Annotated in this window: 14 protein-coding genes, 1 rRNA gene and 1 riboswitch; of the genes, 8 read left to right on the top strand and 7 right to left on the bottom strand. The window is 33.5% G+C overall.

The window, feature by feature from the left end; all coding sequences use genetic code 11:
* Positions 1 to 28: 28 nt before the first annotated feature.
* From AC0GLR_RS06900 to AC0GLR_RS06885, 4 genes are read right to left on the bottom strand one after another with little or no spacing between them, the layout of a single operon-like run.
* Positions 29 to 1,153 (bottom strand): enolase C-terminal domain-like protein, encoded by a 1,125-nt coding sequence (locus AC0GLR_RS06900; protein ID WP_495604715.1) that lies wholly within the window; start codon positions 1,151 to 1,153, stop codon positions 29 to 31.
* Entirely contained in the window at positions 1,143 to 1,940 is a 798-nt protein-coding gene (gene menH / locus AC0GLR_RS06895) for a 2-succinyl-6-hydroxy-2,4-cyclohexadiene-1-carboxylate synthase (RefSeq protein ID WP_495604714.1), read from the bottom strand. Before menH ends, AC0GLR_RS06900 begins: the two co-directional genes overlap by 11 nt.
* Positions 1,930 to 3,594 (bottom strand): 2-succinyl-5-enolpyruvyl-6-hydroxy-3-cyclohexene-1-carboxylic-acid synthase, encoded by a 1,665-nt coding sequence (gene menD / locus AC0GLR_RS06890; protein ID WP_495604713.1) that lies wholly within the window; start codon positions 3,592 to 3,594, stop codon positions 1,930 to 1,932. Before menD ends, menH begins: the two co-directional genes overlap by 11 nt.
* Positions 3,587 to 4,735, bottom strand: coding sequence for an isochorismate synthase (locus tag AC0GLR_RS06885; RefSeq protein ID WP_495604712.1), 1,149 nt, complete (start codon positions 4,733 to 4,735; stop codon positions 3,587 to 3,589). The genes menD and AC0GLR_RS06885 overlap by 8 nt, the downstream gene beginning before the upstream one ends.
* 271 nt (positions 4,736 to 5,006) lie before the next feature.
* Between AC0GLR_RS06885 and AC0GLR_RS06880 the strand changes: the two genes are divergently transcribed.
* From AC0GLR_RS06880 to AC0GLR_RS06870, 3 genes are read left to right on the top strand one after another with little or no spacing between them, the layout of a single operon-like run.
* Positions 5,007 to 5,816, top strand: coding sequence for a WxL domain-containing protein (locus AC0GLR_RS06880; protein ID WP_495604711.1), 810 nt, complete (start codon positions 5,007 to 5,009; stop codon positions 5,814 to 5,816).
* Positions 5,817 to 5,850: 34 nt separating this feature from the next.
* Positions 5,851 to 6,903 carry a DUF3324 domain-containing protein gene (locus tag AC0GLR_RS06875; RefSeq protein WP_495604710.1) on the top strand — a complete coding sequence of 351 codons (1,053 nt, stop codon included), beginning with the start codon at positions 5,851 to 5,853 and terminating at the stop codon, positions 6,901 to 6,903.
* Positions 6,904 to 6,944: 41 nt separating this feature from the next.
* A complete protein-coding gene (locus AC0GLR_RS06870) occupies positions 6,945 to 9,503 on the top strand; it encodes a pectate lyase-like adhesive domain-containing protein (protein WP_495604709.1) in 2,559 nt (852 codons plus the stop codon).
* A gap of 48 nt (positions 9,504 to 9,551) precedes the next feature.
* Here AC0GLR_RS06870 and AC0GLR_RS06865 read toward each other — a convergent pair whose 3' ends face one another.
* Positions 9,552 to 10,340 (bottom strand): hypothetical protein, encoded by a 789-nt coding sequence (locus AC0GLR_RS06865; protein ID WP_495604708.1) that lies wholly within the window; start codon positions 10,338 to 10,340, stop codon positions 9,552 to 9,554.
* Positions 10,341 to 10,421: 81 nt separating this feature from the next.
* Between AC0GLR_RS06865 and AC0GLR_RS06860 the strand changes: the two genes are divergently transcribed.
* Positions 10,422 to 11,810 carry a DUF2252 domain-containing protein gene (locus AC0GLR_RS06860; RefSeq protein ID WP_495604707.1) on the top strand — a complete coding sequence of 463 codons (1,389 nt, stop codon included), beginning with the start codon at positions 10,422 to 10,424 and terminating at the stop codon, positions 11,808 to 11,810.
* A complete protein-coding gene (gene ppk1, locus AC0GLR_RS06855) occupies positions 11,800 to 13,974 on the top strand; it encodes a polyphosphate kinase 1 (protein ID WP_495604706.1) in 2,175 nt (724 codons plus the stop codon). The genes AC0GLR_RS06860 and ppk1 overlap by 11 nt, the downstream gene beginning before the upstream one ends.
* A 36-nt stretch (positions 13,975 to 14,010) precedes the next feature.
* On the opposite strand, the gene AC0GLR_RS06850 is transcribed toward ppk1, so the two are convergent.
* The gene (locus tag AC0GLR_RS06850; protein ID WP_495604705.1) at positions 14,011 to 14,442 is read right to left on the bottom strand and encodes a hypothetical protein; all 432 of its coding nucleotides are present in this window, start codon (positions 14,440 to 14,442) and stop codon (positions 14,011 to 14,013) included.
* A gap of 91 nt (positions 14,443 to 14,533) precedes the next feature.
* Here AC0GLR_RS06850 and AC0GLR_RS06845 point away from each other — a divergent pair, with 91 nt between their 5' ends.
* On the top strand, positions 14,534 to 15,826 hold the full coding sequence (locus AC0GLR_RS06845; protein ID WP_495604704.1) for a hypothetical protein: 1,293 nt from the start codon (positions 14,534 to 14,536) through the stop codon (positions 15,824 to 15,826).
* A 94-nt stretch (positions 15,827 to 15,920) separates the two neighbouring features.
* Complete coding sequence (locus tag AC0GLR_RS06840; RefSeq protein ID WP_495604703.1) at positions 15,921 to 16,247, top strand: hypothetical protein; 327 nt, start codon at positions 15,921 to 15,923, stop codon at positions 16,245 to 16,247.
* A 51-nt stretch (positions 16,248 to 16,298) separates the two neighbouring features.
* Here the strand turns inward: AC0GLR_RS06840 and AC0GLR_RS06835 are convergent, their stop codons facing one another.
* Complete coding sequence (locus tag AC0GLR_RS06835; RefSeq protein ID WP_495604702.1) at positions 16,299 to 16,835, bottom strand: folate family ECF transporter S component; 537 nt, start codon at positions 16,833 to 16,835, stop codon at positions 16,299 to 16,301.
* A 41-nt stretch (positions 16,836 to 16,876) separates the two neighbouring features.
* A riboswitch (THF riboswitch) is annotated at positions 16,877 to 16,973 on the bottom strand.
* 571 nt (positions 16,974 to 17,544) lie between these two features.
* Here AC0GLR_RS06835 and AC0GLR_RS06830 point away from each other — a divergent pair.
* Positions 17,545 to 19,121: ribosomal RNA gene (locus AC0GLR_RS06830) — 16S ribosomal RNA — on the top strand.
* Positions 19,122 to 19,165: the final 44 nt, after the last annotated feature.

Below are 19,165 nucleotides of genomic sequence, written 5' to 3'. Positions count from 1 at the left end.
ATTTAATTTCAATTTTAAAATCAATTTTTTATTTATATTCTATTTTTAGATTAGTTTGAAGTTTATTTACTGCATTCCAATTAATAGTTACGCCAATTCCAGGATTTTGAGGTACTTTTATTACCCCTTGATGAATCTCAATAGTCTCATTAATAAAATCTTGTTCGAAATAATTATTACTAGCGGAAATGTCAGCTGGAATTGGGCTATTCTTTAATTGAACTGCTAATGCTAAGTCAACAGAACGACCTAATCCAGAGGTTAACATTCCACCAATCCAAGGAATTTTTCCTGCTTGAGTAATTAAATCAATCGCAGTTATGGCTTCAGAAATCCCGCCTAATTTTCCTTGTTTAATAGTGAAAGCATTCGCACTTTTTATATCTAATGCTAGTTTCACTGAATTTAAGTTATTCAAGCTTTCATCTAAACTAATCAGCAAATGGGAGAAATTTTGTTGTAATTTGGCATAATCGGCAAATGTTGATTTTTTTAAAGGTTCTTCGATCAATTTTAAACCATTGGCTTCTAATATTTTTAGAGCATTAATAGTTGCTAAATTGTTTTCCCAAGCTTGATTAGCATCAAGTGTAGTAATAAGATTAGGATTTAATTGATGAGACAATTTAACTAACGTTAACGCATTTTCATAATCTGCTGATTTAAACTTTACTTTTTGGTAGCCTTGACTAGTAGCTAACTTAATTTTATCAGAAGTTTGTTTAAAATTAGATTGAATTCCCAATACTGTCCCTACTGGAACTAATTCATGTAGAGATATTTTTCCTGTAATTAATTGGGATAACGATTTGTTAGTCGTTTTTCCATAAGCATCCCATAATGCCATTTCGATACTCGCACGAGCAAATGAACTTAACTGATTAAGCTTTCTATTTAAATCAGTGGGATTTTTAAAATCCACACCAATGAAGTTTGGTAAAACTTTATTTAATTCTGCACGAGCTAAAGTTTGTGTTTGTGGAGCATAACTATTATCAGCAAAAGCTTGTATTTCACCATACCCAGTTATTCCAGAAGCTAATTGTATTTCAACTAAGGTAAGGGGACGATGCAAGGTAGTACCATGATTAGTAATAAAAGGATGTTTTAGTTTTAAGCTTAACGGAAATAAAGTTATTTTTTTAATTTTCATGTAGATTTTCCTGATTTAATAAGTTGGTAAATATTTTGGGTTTTTCAAAGTGAATGTTATGTCCTGCTTCAGTAATTGAAAAATGCTGAGAATTTGGCAATAAAGAATTCATTTTCTGGTTTAAATTATAAAATTTAGTATCTTGCTTACCGGTAATTAAGGTTGTGGGAATTTTTAGTTGACTAAGTTGGTCCCACCAACTCGGCATACTTCCAGTTCCAAAGTATCGTAGTGAGTTAGCCATATTTAATGGATTATGTTTAACTCGTTGATGATGCATAAATTGTTGGCATTTTTCACTAAGTTGACGCTGAGAATTAAAAAGTGGGAGAGTTTCCCAGTGATTAACAAAAGCAGCTAATCCAGATTTTTCAATTTGGTTCGCACGGTTTTGATCAGCTAATTGTCGCATTTTTCGTTCCTTATCATCAGCGATTCCAGCAGTCCCACTTTCTAAAAATAATTGTCTAACTAACTGTGGATGTTGAATTGCAAAGGAAAGGGCTAAACGAGCTCCCATTGAGTATCCTACTAGATTAATTGAATTTACTTGTAAAGCCGTTAACATAGCAACTAAATCATGAACTTGGTGGGTAGCAGTAAAGTTAGTCTTTGGAAGATTTTTATCATTTTCTGCAAATCCATAGGCAGTAATATAAATTTTTGTTCCATGTGGAGCGATTTTTGCAAAATCAGTTTTACTACCTAAAAATCCATGTAAAAAGACCCATGTTGGACTACCGCGTCCAATAATTTCAATTTGGTAATCATAGCCATTAATTTTCATTAGTAAGCCGTTCCTTTATCTTTTGTAATCGCTGTTTGTGAATGGTTACGTTGTTAGTTCTAGTATCATCAATTTCGATAATTCTTAAACCATGCCATGGTTGTAAGCATAAATCGTGTAATTCATTAATCTTGTGTATTTTGAGATATTTAGCATCATATAAATTAGCAACTTTATCAATTTTTAAATGTCGGGGAGTACCAAACATTGTTTCAAAATATGGGGCCTTGGCTTGCGGTAAAAATGAAAAAATTCCGCCACCATCGTTATTGGTTACAATGATAGTTAGATTAACTTTGGTTTGTTTTGCCAGCATCAAACCATTCATATCATGATAAAAAGCTAAATCGCCAATGACTAACCAAGTTGGTTTATGATTAAATGCCATTCCAGTTGCTGTTGAAATAGTTCCATCAATACCGTTGGCACCACGGTTTCCCATGACTTTAATTGGATTATCGGGATTAAAATATTGTTCAAAATCACGCACTGTCATGGAATTGGCTAAAAATAATTGGTTAGAACTAGGTAAATGGGATAATTCATCAGCAATGCTAAGAGCATTCAATTGATTATCAGCAAAACCGGTTAATTTCTTTTTAAGCGGTTGCCAAGTTTCAGACCAATAATTTTGATTGCCACTTAGTTTACTATTTAATAGTTGTCGTACAAATTGTTCTTCGTCAATGGCATAACTAGATTGAGCAGAACGTGTATGATCTTTGCCAATGTAATTCATTCCGATTTGGATAATTGGAATTTGATGTTCTTTTAACCATGGGAATAGTTTGGCTGAAACAGGTGTTCCACCAAACCGAATTACCACTTCTGGTAGCATCGCATAAGTATCTGAATGTAATGCTAAAATTGTATCCATTCCGACAATAGTATGTGGAGTACCCCGTAACTGACTAAGTACATCAGCAATGATAGGCGCTCCGATTTTCTTTGCTAATGCTTCAAAACTAGTTTTTGACCATAAATAGTCGGTTGGTCCGACTGCCAACATAATTTTTTTGTTTTCTAGTTGATTTATGAGTTTGTCTAAAGACGCTTGTGTTAATTGAATAGTAAGATCACCAAAATTTTCCGATGCTACTGTTGGCCAAGGTTGATTTAATTTTGGGAGTAATGGTTTTCGCAACGGCAAATTAATTTGAATGGGACCAACAGGTGCTGTTTGACTCAGATGAGTTAGCTGCTGTACTTTATAATCAATATATTCTGTGACGTCAGTATTGTTTTCTTGAACATTCAAATTGATGCTTTCTTTAACTTGATCACGATATAAATTAAATTGATTGATTGTTTGGGGAGCACCGATATTTTGCAGTTCTTGGGGACGATCAGTCGTTAAAACGATTAAAGGAACATGATAACTAGCTGCTTCGGCAATCGCTGGTAAATAGTTAGCCGTAGCTGTTCCAGAAGTAGCTACCAGGGCTACGGGATGATGAGAAACTTTGGCAATTCCTAATCCTAGAAAAGCAGCTGAACGTTCATCTACTGCCATCGTAAACTTGGCATGTTGTTCTGCTAAGAGTAAAACTAATGGGGTATTTCTTGATCCTGGAGAAATTATGAAGTGTTCAACTCCTTGTGCTTCCAAGGCTAAAATCAAATGTTTAAGATTATTGGTTAAAGTTTCATTCATGGAGTTGCTCCTTAATTAAATCTTCCATTACTGACATTTTTAATTTTATTTCGTGTGCTTCTTGAGTTAAGTTTGAGTCCGCTAGAATTCCGGCACCAGCGAAGAGTTTCACAGTGCGCTGTTTTTCCCAGAGTGAACGAATACCAATCACAAATTCACCATCGCCATTCGGTAAAATATAACCAATTGGAGCTCCAAAAAGTCCGCGGGGGCTGTTTTCAATAGTTTTAATTTGATTGAGTGCCCAATCTAAGGGAATTCCACCTAAAGCAGGAGTTGGATGTAGGGCTGCAACTAGCTGTAATAGGTTAGCATGTTGTTTTAAAGTTCCAGTAATTGGAGTATAAAGATGTTGAACTTGAGGCGTTTTTAAAATCTGTGGGTTGTTTGGATATTTTAGGTTAGCTAAATGAGCTATTTTAGTGGTGATTTCTTGAACTACTAATTCATGTTCGTGTAAATTTTTAACATCATGTTGCAGACTACTGGATAATTGTTCGTCAATTTGGGGATTAAGATTACGATTGGTAGTTCCAGCAACTGCTGCTGTTGCAATTGATGATTGATTTAACTGAACAAGTCGTTCAGGAGTAGCAGATACAAAAATTTCATCATTATTTTTGATTATTAAATGATATGAATTTGGTTGGTGTTTAATTAATGAAGCAATTAGTTTGTTAAGATTCAGGGGATAAGCAAGATTGATTGTTTCTTGCATTCCCAACACCACTTTTTTCTTGTTTTTATCATTAATCATTTCTTGAAGAGGCGAAGTGGTTCTTGTAGACCAATTTACGTCATTAATGCTAGAAATGATTTTATTTAGATGATTAGTTCGAGATTGGTAATCGAATGGTGGAATATTTCCCCAACTTTTCCCAGTTTTTTCATCAATTACATATTGGGGAGCAACGAAGTATCCGTTCATTAATTTACTATCTAAATTTTGTTTATCAAATGGGATGCCACCAAAAACGGGCATATTTTGTTTAATTTGCCAATTACTAATTTCTTCAACAGAATTTGAAACAATTTCATCATTTTTACCGAAACCAAAATAACGATGTTGATGATCAGCAGCTGAAAAATATATTGCATATTGATATCGATTGAAATTTTTAATTAAAGTTTTGACATTCATAAGTATTATGCTTTCTAATAAAAGTTGTGATAAATTATATGGTATTAATTATACTTGTTAATTGTAGTATTTAATAATATATTACAATCATTGCAAAAGAGAATTGCTTTTGTTAATGAGATCAGAATATATACTACCTTTATTTAAAAGAACCACTAAGTTCCTTTAAAATAATGAATTAATGATATATAATTAAAATTGATAGTTTATGATTTTTATAAGTATTTTGTTGAAACATATAAACTTTACAACGGAAAGTGAGACATACATTATGAATTACAAATATTTAAAACGAATTTCATTATTTTCAATTGCAGCAATTCCTTTAGTTTGTGGAGCAATTTTGACTTCCAGTGTTAATGCTGATGATACTAATACTAGTGATACAGCTAATACAAACGCTTTTATTTCATTTACGGGTAAAAATTCACCAGTTAGCCCAGTTAATCCAGATAATCCAAGTCAACCAGTTAATCCTAATAATCCTACTGGACACACAGGGGATTTAGCATTTGATTATATCCCAGCAAACTTAAACTTTGGTAATCATGACAAAAATGCTAATACGCAAACTTATAGTTTGGTAGATCCTTTTGCAAGCGGTTATAAAGCTAGTGATGATGCTCAAGATCCAGTTGGGACTTCAATGGGTCAATCTACTGTATTAAAAGGTGCACAGAAGGATTATGTCTTTGTTCAACTCCATGACATGATGAATCCTGATAGTGGATGGAATGTAAATGCTTCTTTTGATGGTTATACTAACTCTGGTAAAACTTTAAACGGTGCTACCATTAATTTGAAAGATGGTAATGCACAAAAGTTAAGTGCAGATGGTCAATCATGGAGTCCAATGACCGGTGTATCAAATAATATTCAATTAGGTTCCGATAATGCACCACAAAATGTTTTATCAGCTGATAAAAGTAAAAGTGCTGGAATAACTCAAATTTATTGGGATCCTAGCAATATCAGTACTACCATTCCTGGAGGTTCATCATCAGTTGCTGGTAAAGATCAAGAAGGATTTCGTGGTAAAATAACTTGGAATGTAAATGCTACTCCTAATAGTGGTGAATAAACTGATTGGAACAAATAGAAATGGTAATTATTAAATGAAATCCTTAAAAATAATATTACTCTCATTAATGTCAATCTTCGTGTTTGGCATTTTTGGTGTGACAAATGTAAATGCTGCTGAAAATTCAAATCCTAATTTAACTCCAATTGGAGTAACTCCTGATTTAAATGTTGATGGACAAGTTAAAGATAAAGGATATTACGATTTTAATGTTGGAAACGAAGGAATTAATAAAAAGCTGAAAGTTACGCTTGTTAATCCAAATCGAAATAAAAATATAAATGTTCTAATTAAAACGAATCCAGCAACAACTGGGAATAATGTTACGGCTGTTTATAGTAAGACTCCGCATCATTTTGATAATTCGATGAAATTATCAATGGGGAATATGCTTCAGTTGGAACATGATAGTGATAATTCAGTTACATTAAAGCCTAATGAACAAAAGAATATTTATTTTAATTTAAAAACGCCTAATAATAAGCAATTTAAAGAATTCAAAGGAACTATCTTAGGTGGGATTTATATTTTAGAAGACACTAAAGATAATCCTAATCAACAAATCTCTAATCGTTATGCTTATGCTATTGGTGTGAGATTAAACAAAGGGAAACATGTTTATCCTGATTTGAAATTAAATAAAGTTCATGCTTCTACTACTAATTTACAAAATCAAGTAATCGCTAATATTCAAAATTTCAAACCTTCGATTCTTGGTTCTGTTGATATTAATAGTAAGGTTACTAAGAAAAATTCAAAAAGTATAGTCGCTTCGAAGACTACGAAAAATGGTCAAATTTCTCCAAATAGTAGTTTTAATTATGCAATTCCATGGAAAACTGGAAGAGTTACACCAGGTCGTTATACTTTAACTACTAAAGTGGTTAGTCATGATCCACAGTTTAATAAACCCAAAACATGGTATTTAAAAAAAGATTTTTCAATTTCTATTGGTGAAGCTGCAAAGTTAAATACTAAAGTTACTCATTCAATTCCATGGTTCCTTATTTCTACGCTTTTATTATTGTTAATTTTGATTATTTTTATAATTACAACATTAGTTATGAGAAAGCGTAAAAATAAATAAACTTTATAAAAATAATTGGTAAGTGGGAGATGAGTGGCTTAATGACTAGTAAATTTAAATATTCTTTTCTAAAACTTTTATTTTTATGTGTGTCGTGTTTATTTTTTATATTAATACTTAATTGTCGTGTCTCTGCTGCAACAGTTCAAGTTGATAATTATGATGATTTTGTGAAGCAATTGGACAATCCAGATGCTGATAATATCGAAGTTACAGGGAATTTCAAGGCTAATAGTGGGAGTAATGATATTAGAATTGCTGCCCGAAATAATCCCACAAATTCGGTAAATATTTATGGGAAACAAACTGAATCTTTAGGCGGTGAAATAAAAGGACCGACAATTGATTTGCGTGGCAATAGAATGAGAGCAGATGTTGGTAGTCCAAATTCTCGCTATTATTGTGCAAATGTCAATATTAGTAATCTAAATTTTTATCAATCTAGTTATTATGGTATTTGTGATGCAAATTCAAATGGAGCACATATTTCTTTAAAAGATGTTTCCTACGTTGGGGCTCAGCCAATTTATAACCGTTATGGGTTAACAACTCTTTCAGGTAATATTTATTTTCATCAAGCAACTTCATATGTTTCTCCGATTGATAATTCTTTGGTTAGAACGAGTGGATCAGCTGGGGGAGGACAACAGATTTCACAATCATGTGCTCTTAATATTTTAGATGATAGTAATGTACTTGTTGATGCATTACAGGGGCAAGGAAATAGCGTTGCGCCTGTATTTTCTGAAGGTGGAGCTAATTTAGATTCATCCGGGTTTGGGAATGTCTATAATCCAATCACGAAACGAGATTTTGTACGAGGCGATAATTCAATCGGAAATAATGCTAAGGTAACCTTTAATGTTCCTGAAAAGGGAAATTCTAGAGGTGAAAATAGTTGTGGTAAAGTTACCGGTTTTTATTCTAGAAACACTCCAGATGAATTTCCTGATAGTATTAGTCTTGGAAATAAAGCAGAAGTTAATGTTAATGGTTTACCGGGTCATTCGATTCTATATAGTACTGCTGGAATTACTTTGGGTGATGATAGTGTCGTTAATTATCGAGCGTTAGGAGAAAATGGAGGTTCTAATTTTCCTGCAATCGCTGGTAAAAGCATGAATGCTGGAACTGACAGCATTATGAATGTTGATGAAAGTGGTCCGGTTCGAAATAATATGCCCTTGTTACTGATTAGTGGTTTAGCTGATTTAGGTCAAATGAAAGATTTAAATCTGCAATATAGCGGGACAAATGATTCTGCAAGTAGCCAAATTATTGAGGGAAGCCCAACATTAAAACTGGCTTCTAATCAGTTTAGAAGGGTTGATGCCTGGAACTGGGGAACCAATACTGATAGTAGTCCTTCAGACGAAAATTGGATTGTTAAAAATGCAACTGCTAACTATAGAGGTGGTAATGTAGAATCTGCCAACGCTACAATGTTTGGTACAAATACATTTGGAAACTTTAATAGTGCTAACTATTCCCGATTACATGTTGCTGGTGATTATTTTCAGATTAAGGATTGTAAAATTCAAATTGTCAATCCCGAATTAAATAATGCGGTTGATTCGGAAAACTCAAAAACGATTAAAGTTAGAGTTACTGATCCGGATGGTAATCCACTTCCTGGAGCCTATGTTCGTTTAACTGGAGATCCTCATATTCATGATCAATATGATAGCTATCCAACAGATGGCTCTCCGGAAGGCAAAATTCCTGATGATTCTGATATTCGTGGACCATACACAGGTGGAACGACGGATGCTAATGGTGAGTATTCCTATACACTACCTAAGAATTTTAATGGAGAACAGTATCATTTAACTGCTGGCGAAACGATTACTGCTTTTGCAGCGAAATATCTTGGGAATGGTAATTGGTATAAATCTGTTCCTAAGGCTTCTAAAGTGGTTAAAAATTATGCAAATCGACCTTATAATCCAACTAACCCATCTTCTGGGGTAAATAATAATCCTGGAACTGATTCAGCCCCAAGTTTATTACGATTGGATAATGTTCCTAATAACTTTAACTTTGGAACTTATGATATTAGTAAAGCAACGTGGAATCAATCGGTTTCAGTACCATTATTAGATTATGCTGGGCAATTTGCACCTGATTATAATAATCCTGGACATACTTTTGGTAATAAGACCAGTTCAGAAACAGATACTAATGACCCAACAGTTAATAATGTTTTTGTGCAGATGACCAGTGGTGATAGTAAGCAAAATTGGGCATTATCCGCTGCTGCTTCTCCATTAACATCCGATACTAATTCTGTGACTGATCCATCAATTACTTTTTCGAATGGAACATTTCAACGGTTGAGTAATGATGGGAAATCATGGCAGAAAGTTTCAAATATTGATAACAAAACGTTACCGTTTAATAATGAAAACACTAATATTTTGAATTCTAATAATAGCTCAGGAACTTATCAGGGAGTTTGGGACGTAAATAATATTAAATTTAATTTCAAACGTTCTCTAGGAAAAAATAATGTTGTAGGAAGTAAAAATGGTAAAGCTGGAACTAATTACCATTCACAAATAACGTGGACTTTAAGTTCTGGACCTAATAGTGGTTCGTAAAATTATGATTAAATATTAAAAGGGAAAACTCGTAATGAGATTTCCCTTTTAATATTTAATAATTTTTGTATCGATAATTTCACGTATTTTTGGAGTTAATTTATTTGTAGCTAATGACAACAATAAGTCATAACGAGGATTATAAATTCCTAAAGTTTGTATTTGCTGAAAAGTTTTAGCATCATAACTATGTAATCCCATCAAATAATATATCGCAATTTGTAAACTCCATTTAGTACTAAATTGTTGTTTACTAACTTTTAAATCCCACAATCCATGATTATCATGGAAATCTCCATCTCCATTAACAATGGTTTGAGTGTAACCACCATCAAAATTAAAATCAGTTACTAATTGTTTTTCATTTGTTTTTTGATGTAAAAAGTTTAGTGTACGTTTTACCATGGTTTTGATATGTTTATATGTAATTTCATTTATTTTTAAATTTCGATATCTATATGGATTGCCATAACTCGTTCGGTAAAAAGTATCAAAAGAAGCTAATTGGGCTGCAGTTAAAATAGTTGTCAGATCCAAATTATGATTTAATTTTTCAATTTCTGTCAAGAAAAATTGATCACCAAAGTTTCCAGTTGTGATTTCTAGATTATGTAATCCAAGTCGAGAAATTTCAAATGCTTTTTCTGCACCATAAAGCTGATAGCGAGTTAAATAATCGACTGTAAGACCAACTAAAGCAGGATTTAATGACTCATCTGTTAGAGGAATAAATTGGCTATCAGCGTTCAACAATTCTTTGGTAAAATCACTTTTTTTAATTAAACCGCCGCGAGGTTGCTTTACCTCTTTGACGCGTCCTGTTACAGTTGTTCCCAATACAATCGCCTCTTTTTAGATATTTATTTGTTATAATTAGTTTAAAGAACTTTTGCAGCAATTGAAAGGAAGAATGACATTATGAGTAAAAAAGAAATTATTCCTTACCAGTTTAATCAAACTGATATTATGACTAAGACGTCTGTTGAACTAATGGATGAGGGAAAACGATTGGGAATTGATGCCGAATTTGCTAAAATTGCTGATTTTAAAAGTCATAAACGAGACATAAAAAAAATTATGGATGTGCGGAATTCACTGCTTTACCATAAGCTATTAAAATTGAAACGAAAAAGAATGTCGAAATCAGCTTTTGCATTTTATCGTGGAACTGTCGATATCATGAACCATGATTTAGAACAACATTATACCAGTGGTATTAAAACTTTAATTGGTGGAGATGCTCATTTAGGAAATTTTGGATATTATGGTTCTCCCGAAGCACAATTATTATTTGATATGAATGATTTTGATGAATCGCACGTAGCCCATTGGGAATATGATGTAAAACGTTTGTTAGTTAGCGCTCTGCTAGTAGCAAAGCAACAAGGTTTTGATATTACCAATGATGTTAATCCATATCTTGAGAAAGTTATGAATACGTATTTAAATGCATTAATTCATTTGCGAGATATGCCATCTATGAAACGTTTCATTATGCCAAATACATTGGAAAATATTGCTTCTACATTTGACGCAATTCATGATGATCGGGATCATTTTGATCAATCGTATATGAAATTAGTTAATAAGGCTGTTGAGAAAGCAATTCGCAGTAATTCTGATTATGCAGTGAAAAAATATACTGAAGTGGTTGATGGTAAGCGTCGCTTTATTGAAGATGCGCCAGTTACGAAGCATGTTGGTAATAAAACTTATCAACGACTTACCAAGGGTTACTATAATTATCGAAGTTATACTCGTAGTGACGTTCATCAATTTTTAGCCCAATTTCATATAGTAGATATTGTGCGTCATAGCGTAGGCGTGGGTAGCGTTGGTACTTTATGTTATTTAATTTTATTAGAGGATGCAAACGGAAATTATCTAGTCCTTCAAGTTAAACAAGCATTGCCAATTTATCAAAAATCAATGATTTATGTTAATAAACGTCATTCACCTGGAGAAGAAATTGTAAATTGCCAACGAATTTTACAAAGTTCTTCCGATATCTTTTTGGGATATTTTGATACTAAAAAGCGGAGTTTTTACGTAAGACAATTTAAGGATATGAAAGGGTCTGTGAAACTCGATAAGCTTGATTGGGGAGCATTTCAAGATTACGTTTCAGTTTGTATGAGTTTATTAGCAAGAGCTCACAGTCAATCTCCCAATTTTCCTAAGGTCATTGGTTACCTCCAAAGTCATGATTGGATGCCAGCTGCATTTGTTAAATTTGCTAACAACTATTTAAAACAAGTAGAAATTGATTATCAAACATTTATTGAAAGAGGAAAACATGACAAATGAACATAATTATGATGGTGATTGTTATAATCGTGATTTAAGTTGGTTGTTGTTTAATCGTCGTGTGATTGACTTGGCGAATGAAAATACCACTCCCTTCTTAGATCGATTTAAATTTTTAGCAATTGCTTCCAATAATTTAGATGAATTTTATAGTGTGCGGGTTCCTAGTCTCCAAAGTCAGATGGAATTAACTGATGATGGGATTGAGACGAAATCTGGAATGGAATATTCTAAAATTCTCAAAAAAGTGCATAAAAGAAACGAAAAAAACTTTAAAATCCAATATGGTTATTTTCAACAATTAAGTAAAGAATTGGCTGAAAATAACATGGGAACTTTTGCTAAATATCGTGATTTAAATGAACGTCAACAAGAAAAAGCTGATCAGTTATTTGATCAACGAATTTTGCCTTTTTTGAGTTTTACGACTTATGACACTCGTTATAGCTTGGATTATTTAAAAAATAAACGAATGGCATTGGGTGTTTTAATTAAAAAAGATAATAAAAAGAAAATTAGAATTGTACCGATTCCAACTAATATTAATCGATTAATTAAATTAAATTTTGACGGAATTGATCATTACTTATTGGTAGAGGATTTAATTCGTAACAATCTAACCAATTTGTTTGATGATGGTAAAATTGAAGAAATTATTACTTTTAGAATCATTCGTGATTTGGATGCATCGTTAGATGTCGAAAAAGATGACAACAATAAGGACACCATTCGAAATTTACGTCATTATTTAGCTGATCGTGAAAAGGGTCGAATCACGATGTTTGAAGTTGAAGAAACGAATGAGTTGAATTTAGACTTTTTAAAGTCGTTTTTAAAAAAATTCAAGGTTAATAAACAAACTGTTTATCCAATTGATGGTCCACTGGATTTAACCTTTTTATTTAGTTTAGTTAAACCATTAGCGAAACAATATCCAAAGCTTGTTTACCCCCCATTACATGCCGCACAGTGGAACCAATCAGAATCAATACTTAAATATCTTGATCAGCATGACCTGCTTTTACAATATCCTTATGATTCATTTGATCAATTTTTGACTTTTTTACGTGCTGCCATTGATGATCCCAAAACAGTAGCGATTAAACAGACAATTTATCGGGTAGCTAATAATTCAAAAGTAATTGAGTTGTTAAAAGAAGCAGCTCAAAAGGGAATTAAAGTAACGGTTATGATCGAATTACGAGCCCGTTTTGATGAAGCTAATAATTTGAAAGTGACTGGTGAATTAGAGGATGCTGGCTGTAACATTGTTTTTGGGAAGAAATATATGAAGGTCCATAGTAAAACTTGTTTAGTTTTAACTGAAGATGGCTTAAATCCTAAAGGTTATGTACAGATTGGAACAGGAAATTATAATGAATCCACTGCTACTGGATTTGTTGATTTAAGTCTGTTTTCTAGTCGTAATGATTATGTAAAAGATTTAGCTTCTTTCTTTAATTACCTAGAACAACCAGTTGCAGAGCCGCCTAAGTATAAGGTACTAACAGCTTCGCCCCATCGAATCGAAGATATGGTAATTCAAAATATTCAAACAGTGAAAGAATATTATTTGCGAACTGGAAAAGGTCATGTATTTTTGAAAGTTAATTCACTGACGGATGTTGATGTGATTGCAGCTATTTATGATGCAGCAACTGTTGGTGTTCCATTTCGGCTGGTAGTTCGGGGTGCTTGTTGTCTTAAACTAGGAATTTGTGGACCAAAGGAAAAAATTGTGGTCTCTAGTATTGTTGGAGAATTTTTAGAACATAGTAGAATTTATGCTTTTTATGATGATGACACTTCATTGTGGATTTCATCAGCTGATTTAATGACCAGGAATATGGATAATCGAGTTGAATTAGCAGCTCCAATTTTAAGTCATAGTTTAAAGCAATTGATGCAGCACATTATTAATGTTTATTCGCAGGATGATGTGGATGGTTTCTTTATGAATAAAAAAGGTAAATACTTTAAGTATGCTAGTCCAAAAGGAAAATCCGCTCAGCAAACTTTTATCAAAGAAATTGATGAACCTCATGAAGCGCCCGAAAAGCCGAGGCAAAGCAGTAAAGATTTTGAAATTCCTCAAAAAATATTTTTAGTTGTAATACTTGTGATTGTTATAATAATAGTTTTAATTGTTTTAAAAATGTTTTAAATAAAAAGATGAACTTGATTAGAAAGTTCATCTTTTTTACATAATATCTTTAATTTTATAATGATCTAGTTTATTGATAAAGGCATGAAATGATTCGTCAATAAAGTTATTCAAATTTTGATCATATCGTCCAACAATGTCAGTATTTTTAAATAAATTATTTTGTAATTTGGAATTGATAATGACTTCATTATCTTTTTCAGTAATAATAAATAACTTAGCCAATGATAATTCAGATAATTTAATATTAGGATTAGGCGAAAATCCACCTTTGGGACCAGAAACAGAAAGTAAAATGTGGTTATTTACTAATTTTGTAATGTTCTTTTTTATAGAAGAATTAGGGAATTGATCAAGAGCATCACAAATCACTTTTCCAGATACTAATTGATCATCATGATTCTTTTGGTTATTAATAAAGTATAAAATTATTGATATGGTTTGTTTGAACTTAGTCAGTAGTATCATCTTGAATATCCTCCTATTAAATGGTATCATAAAATGAAATTGACGAAAACGAAAAGCGTTAATATTTTCAATTATTTATAGGAGGTAAAGTATGAGTTTTAAAAAGTTCATGACCAGCAAATTAACCATTGCTGCCATTATCTTTGCAATTATTTATCAATTTATTATGGCGATTGTTTATATTCCCGGATACAAACATTCTGCCGATCATCTTGATCGTACAAGAATTGCATTAGTTAATGAAGATTCTGGTTCAACGGCAAACAAAATTAAAAATAAAGTGGCAGATGGTATTCATTATAAGAGTAATAGCCCGAAAGTAAAAAAGTATTCTAAATTATCCACTGCTAAGAATGATTTGAAAAATAAACGAGTTCTTTTGGTAATTGATATCCCTAAGAATACATCATCTAAGATTTCACATGGAGAAAAGTTTAAAGTTAAGTATTTTGATAACAAATATGATGATGAGGCAAGTACTAAGATTGCTGCAAAAGTAAAAGATTCAGTTGATAATTCATTGAATAATGAATTTACTAAGTTAGGTAATGTTGCTGTTATCACAAAAATGATGATGAAAGCTCAAGGACCACAGATTGTGAAAGAAAAAATGACGCAAGCAATGGAAGCTAATCCCCAACTTGCTCAAAGTCCGGAAGCTCAACAAAAATTACAAAAACAAGTTACTAACCAAGTGATTGCAGGTATGGAACAAAAAGCTAAACATTATGTTGTTTCAGATCCAGTTGAATCAGATTCACAAACAATTAGTAATAATGGTTCAAGTAATTTGGCAATTACTGTTGGAATTATGTTGATTTCATTAGGTTGTTTTATTAGTGTTATGGCTGCTTCAATTATGGAATTTTCACAATTTGAAAATGCTTTAATACATGGTCGTAGTAAGCTAGCTGCTTTTGGGATGTATCAAGCTGCTTTCTTAATAATGTCAGTCTTAGCTCCAATTGGTAGTATTTTAACTTTTAAAATTGTAGCTCATATTAATACAGCTGCAGCACTACAAATGTATGGACAAAATGTGCTTTTGACGTTTGTTTCGGCACAATATGTTAGTATCTTTGCTCTAATGCTTGGGCGAGTTGGGTTGTTGATTAATTTACCGCTAGCATTAATTCAAACATTAGTGGCTGGAGCCATTATGCCTTATGATTTATTGCCAAAAATTTATCGCTTCTTCTATCATATCTTACCATTACCTTATAATTACATGGCTAACATGAGCATTATGTCAGGAGTAAATAAGGGATATATTTTAAATTATGATATTCGATTAGTTGTAATGGGATTAATTGCAGGAATAATTTCGCTTGGTGTTGCAATGGTTCGTAAGTATCACAAGAAGATTAATGAAAACATCAGTTAGTAGATTAAAAAAGATCATCAATGTGATGGTCTTTTTATTTTGAAGTAAAATAAGGTAAGATAGATATATTCAGAAAATTAAGGAGTTAATAACTATGGATGTTCATTCAAAGAAAAAAGAGTTAAAAAAATTAATTAAGGATCAAGAAAAGTATCAAGAAATCGATTCTGTTAAATTTGATGCTAAACGTTTGGATAATTATAAAGAACGTTATCAGATTGTTGAGGAATTAATTGATAACGAAGAACAAACTAATCGTTTAAGATCAGAAGATGTTAAGGATCCTAAGAAGGATCATGAGAATGGAATGGATAAAAATCGTCACATTGAAGATAAGATGAATGATTTAGGTCGTGCACAACGACGTCTAATGGATAAATTATTACCACTAGAAAATAAATATGATAAACACAAAGATTAAAAATTTGTAATAAAAAACACTCAGCTACCACCAATAGCTGAGTGTTTTTACTTAATTAAATATTTTTGGTTTTATATGTCTAATTGTTTTATTATTCAAAATCCAATACAGTAAAATAGTTTGAATTGGAAATGAAATTAAATTTTTAATAATCCGCATCGGTAAAAAATAATAAAATGAAGTATGAGCAAGAATGGAAACCCATAATGAATTAAGTAAAATGTTAATAAAAATGGTAATTATTAACGTGGTTATTAAAACATTCCAAATGGAAACTTCATCTTTTCCGTAAAAAGCTAAACTGTAAATAATTACTACCAGGACTGCTGAAAGCGTAAAACCAATAAAATAGGGTTGCCCGCTCAACATAGTTCCAATGAAATCAACAATAATAGCAATACCAACAGACCAAAAGGGTCCATACCATTTTGCTATAATAGCAATAATAATGAATGAAAAAGTAAATTGGACATTACTATTTCCAATTACTAATCTTCCTAAAACTATTTCGGCAGCCATCAAAATGGCTAAATATGTGATTCCTTTAATACTAAGAGTTCGTAAACCCCATTTTTTCAAAATATTCATTTGACATCTCCTAACTGGAGCTGCCACTACCTGGTGAAATTAGTGGCGAATGCGAAACTAACACCGCAAGTAAATACTTTTCGTCCAATGTTCACATTCCGTTCCATCGGCACTTAACGCGCTAGTTTCTACCCCAAAAAAATTTGTTCCTTCTATATCTTACCATTATATTTTTGTTTTAGTTGATTTATCTTTAATTTCCGAATATTATAAGTGGTTTTATAATTAATTATAATTTTTTGAGTCAAATAAAAATAATTTGACTTTTTTTGACCAAACTGTTGACATGGTATTTAGGAGGGTGTATATTATTAATTGTCGTTTGAGGGATGGCAAGTTTTTATGATTAATGATTGAAAATAAATTTTTTAAAATTAATTGTTAAAAATGTTTGACATTATTTGACCAATGAGATATACTAATAATTGTTCGCTAGGAAATGACTACGAAATGTTTTTACGCATTAATCTTTAAGTAATTGAGTTTTTTAAAATTAATTAAGTAAAATCATTGACAATTATTTTTAAACGAGTTATGATAGTAAATGCACTGCAGAAGCAGTGCAAGAGTAGATCTTTGAAAACTGAACAAGATTTTGATTACAAAAGTGTAAGGTAATCTTTAAACTAAGTTTAAAGATTAAAACATTATGCAAAGTCAATTTGCTTTAAGAAATAAAATAAATAAGAGCTAGTAAAGTTCTCATTTTTAAAATGAGAGTTTGATCCTGGCTCAGGACGAACGTTGGCGGCGTGCCTAATACATGCAAGTCGAACGAGGTCTCCTAACTGATAGCTGGTGCTTGCATCAGCTTGACGATAGATCTGACCGAGTGGCGAACTGGTGAGTAACACGTGGGTAACCTGCCCAGAAGAAGGGGATAACACCTGGAAACAGATGCTAATACCGTATAACAACGAGAACCACATGGTTCTCGTTTGAAAGATGGCTTTTATGCTATCGCTTCTGGATGGACCCGCGGCGTATTAGCTAGTTGGTGAGATAATAGCTCACCAAGGCAATGATACGTAGCAGACCTGAGAGGGTAATCTGCCACAATGGGACTGAGACACGGCCCATACTCCTACGGGAGGCAGCAGTAGGGAATCTTCCACAATGGACGAAAGTCTGATGGAGCAACGCCGCGTGAGTGAAGAAGGGTTTCGGCTCGTAAAACTCTGTTGTTAGAGAAGAACGGCCGTGAGAGCAACTGCTCACGGTGTGACGGTATCTAACCAGAAAGTCACGGCTAACTACGTGCCAGCAGCCGCGGTAATACGTAGGTGGCAAACGTTGTCCGGATTTATTGGGCGTAAAGCGAGCGCAGGCGGTTTTCTAAGTCTGATGTGAAAGCCTTCGGCTTAACCGGAGAAGTGCATCGGAAACTGGATAACTTGAGTGCAGAAAAGGACAGTGGAACTTCATGTGTAGCGGTGAAATGCGTAGATATATGAAGGAACACCAGTGGCGAAGGCGGCTGTCTGGTCTGCATCTGACGCTGAGGCTCGAAAGCATGGGTAGCAAACAGGATTAGATACCCTGGTAGTCCATGCCGTAAACGATGAATGCTAGGTGTTGGGAGGTTTCCGCCTCTCAGTGCCGCAGCTAACGCATTAAGCATTCCGCCTGGGGAGTACGACCGCAAGGTTGAAACTCAAAGGAATTGACGGGGACCCGCACAAGCGGTGGAGCATGTGGTTTAATTCGATGCTACGCGAAGAACCTTACCAGGACTTGACATCTTCTGTTAACCTAAGAGATTAGGTGTCCCCTTCGGGGGCAGAATGACAGGTGGTGCATGGTTGTCGTCAGCTCGTGTCGTGAGATGTTGGGTTAAGTCCCGCAACGAGCGCAACCCTTGTCTTTAGTTGCCAGCATTAAGTTGGGCACTCTAGAGAGACTGCCGGTGATAAACCGGAGGAAGGTGGGGATGACGTCAAATCATCATGCCCCTTATGTCCTGGGCTACACACGTGCTACAATGGACGGTACAACGAGTTGCGAAACCGCAAGGTCAAGCTAATCTCTTAAAGCCGTTCTCAGTTCGGATTGCAGGCTGCAACTCGCCTGCATGAAGTTGGAATCGCTAGTAATCGTGGATCAGCATGCCACGGTGAATACGTTCCCGGGTCTTGTACACACCGCCCGTCACACCATGAGAGTTTGTAACACCCAAAGTCGGTTGGATAACCTTTACGGAGTCCGCCGCCTAAGGTGGGACAGATGATTAGGGTGAAGTCGTAACAAGGTAGCCGTAGGAGAACCTGCGGCTGGATCACCTCCTTTCTAAGGAAAAATTCGGAACTTACACCGATCAAAATCTTGCTCAG

The organism is Fructilactobacillus sp. YLN 2412 (assembly GCF_059488745.1).
The sequence above is the reverse complement of the archived record's forward strand: the minus strand, read 5'-3'. Positions and strand labels throughout refer to the sequence as shown.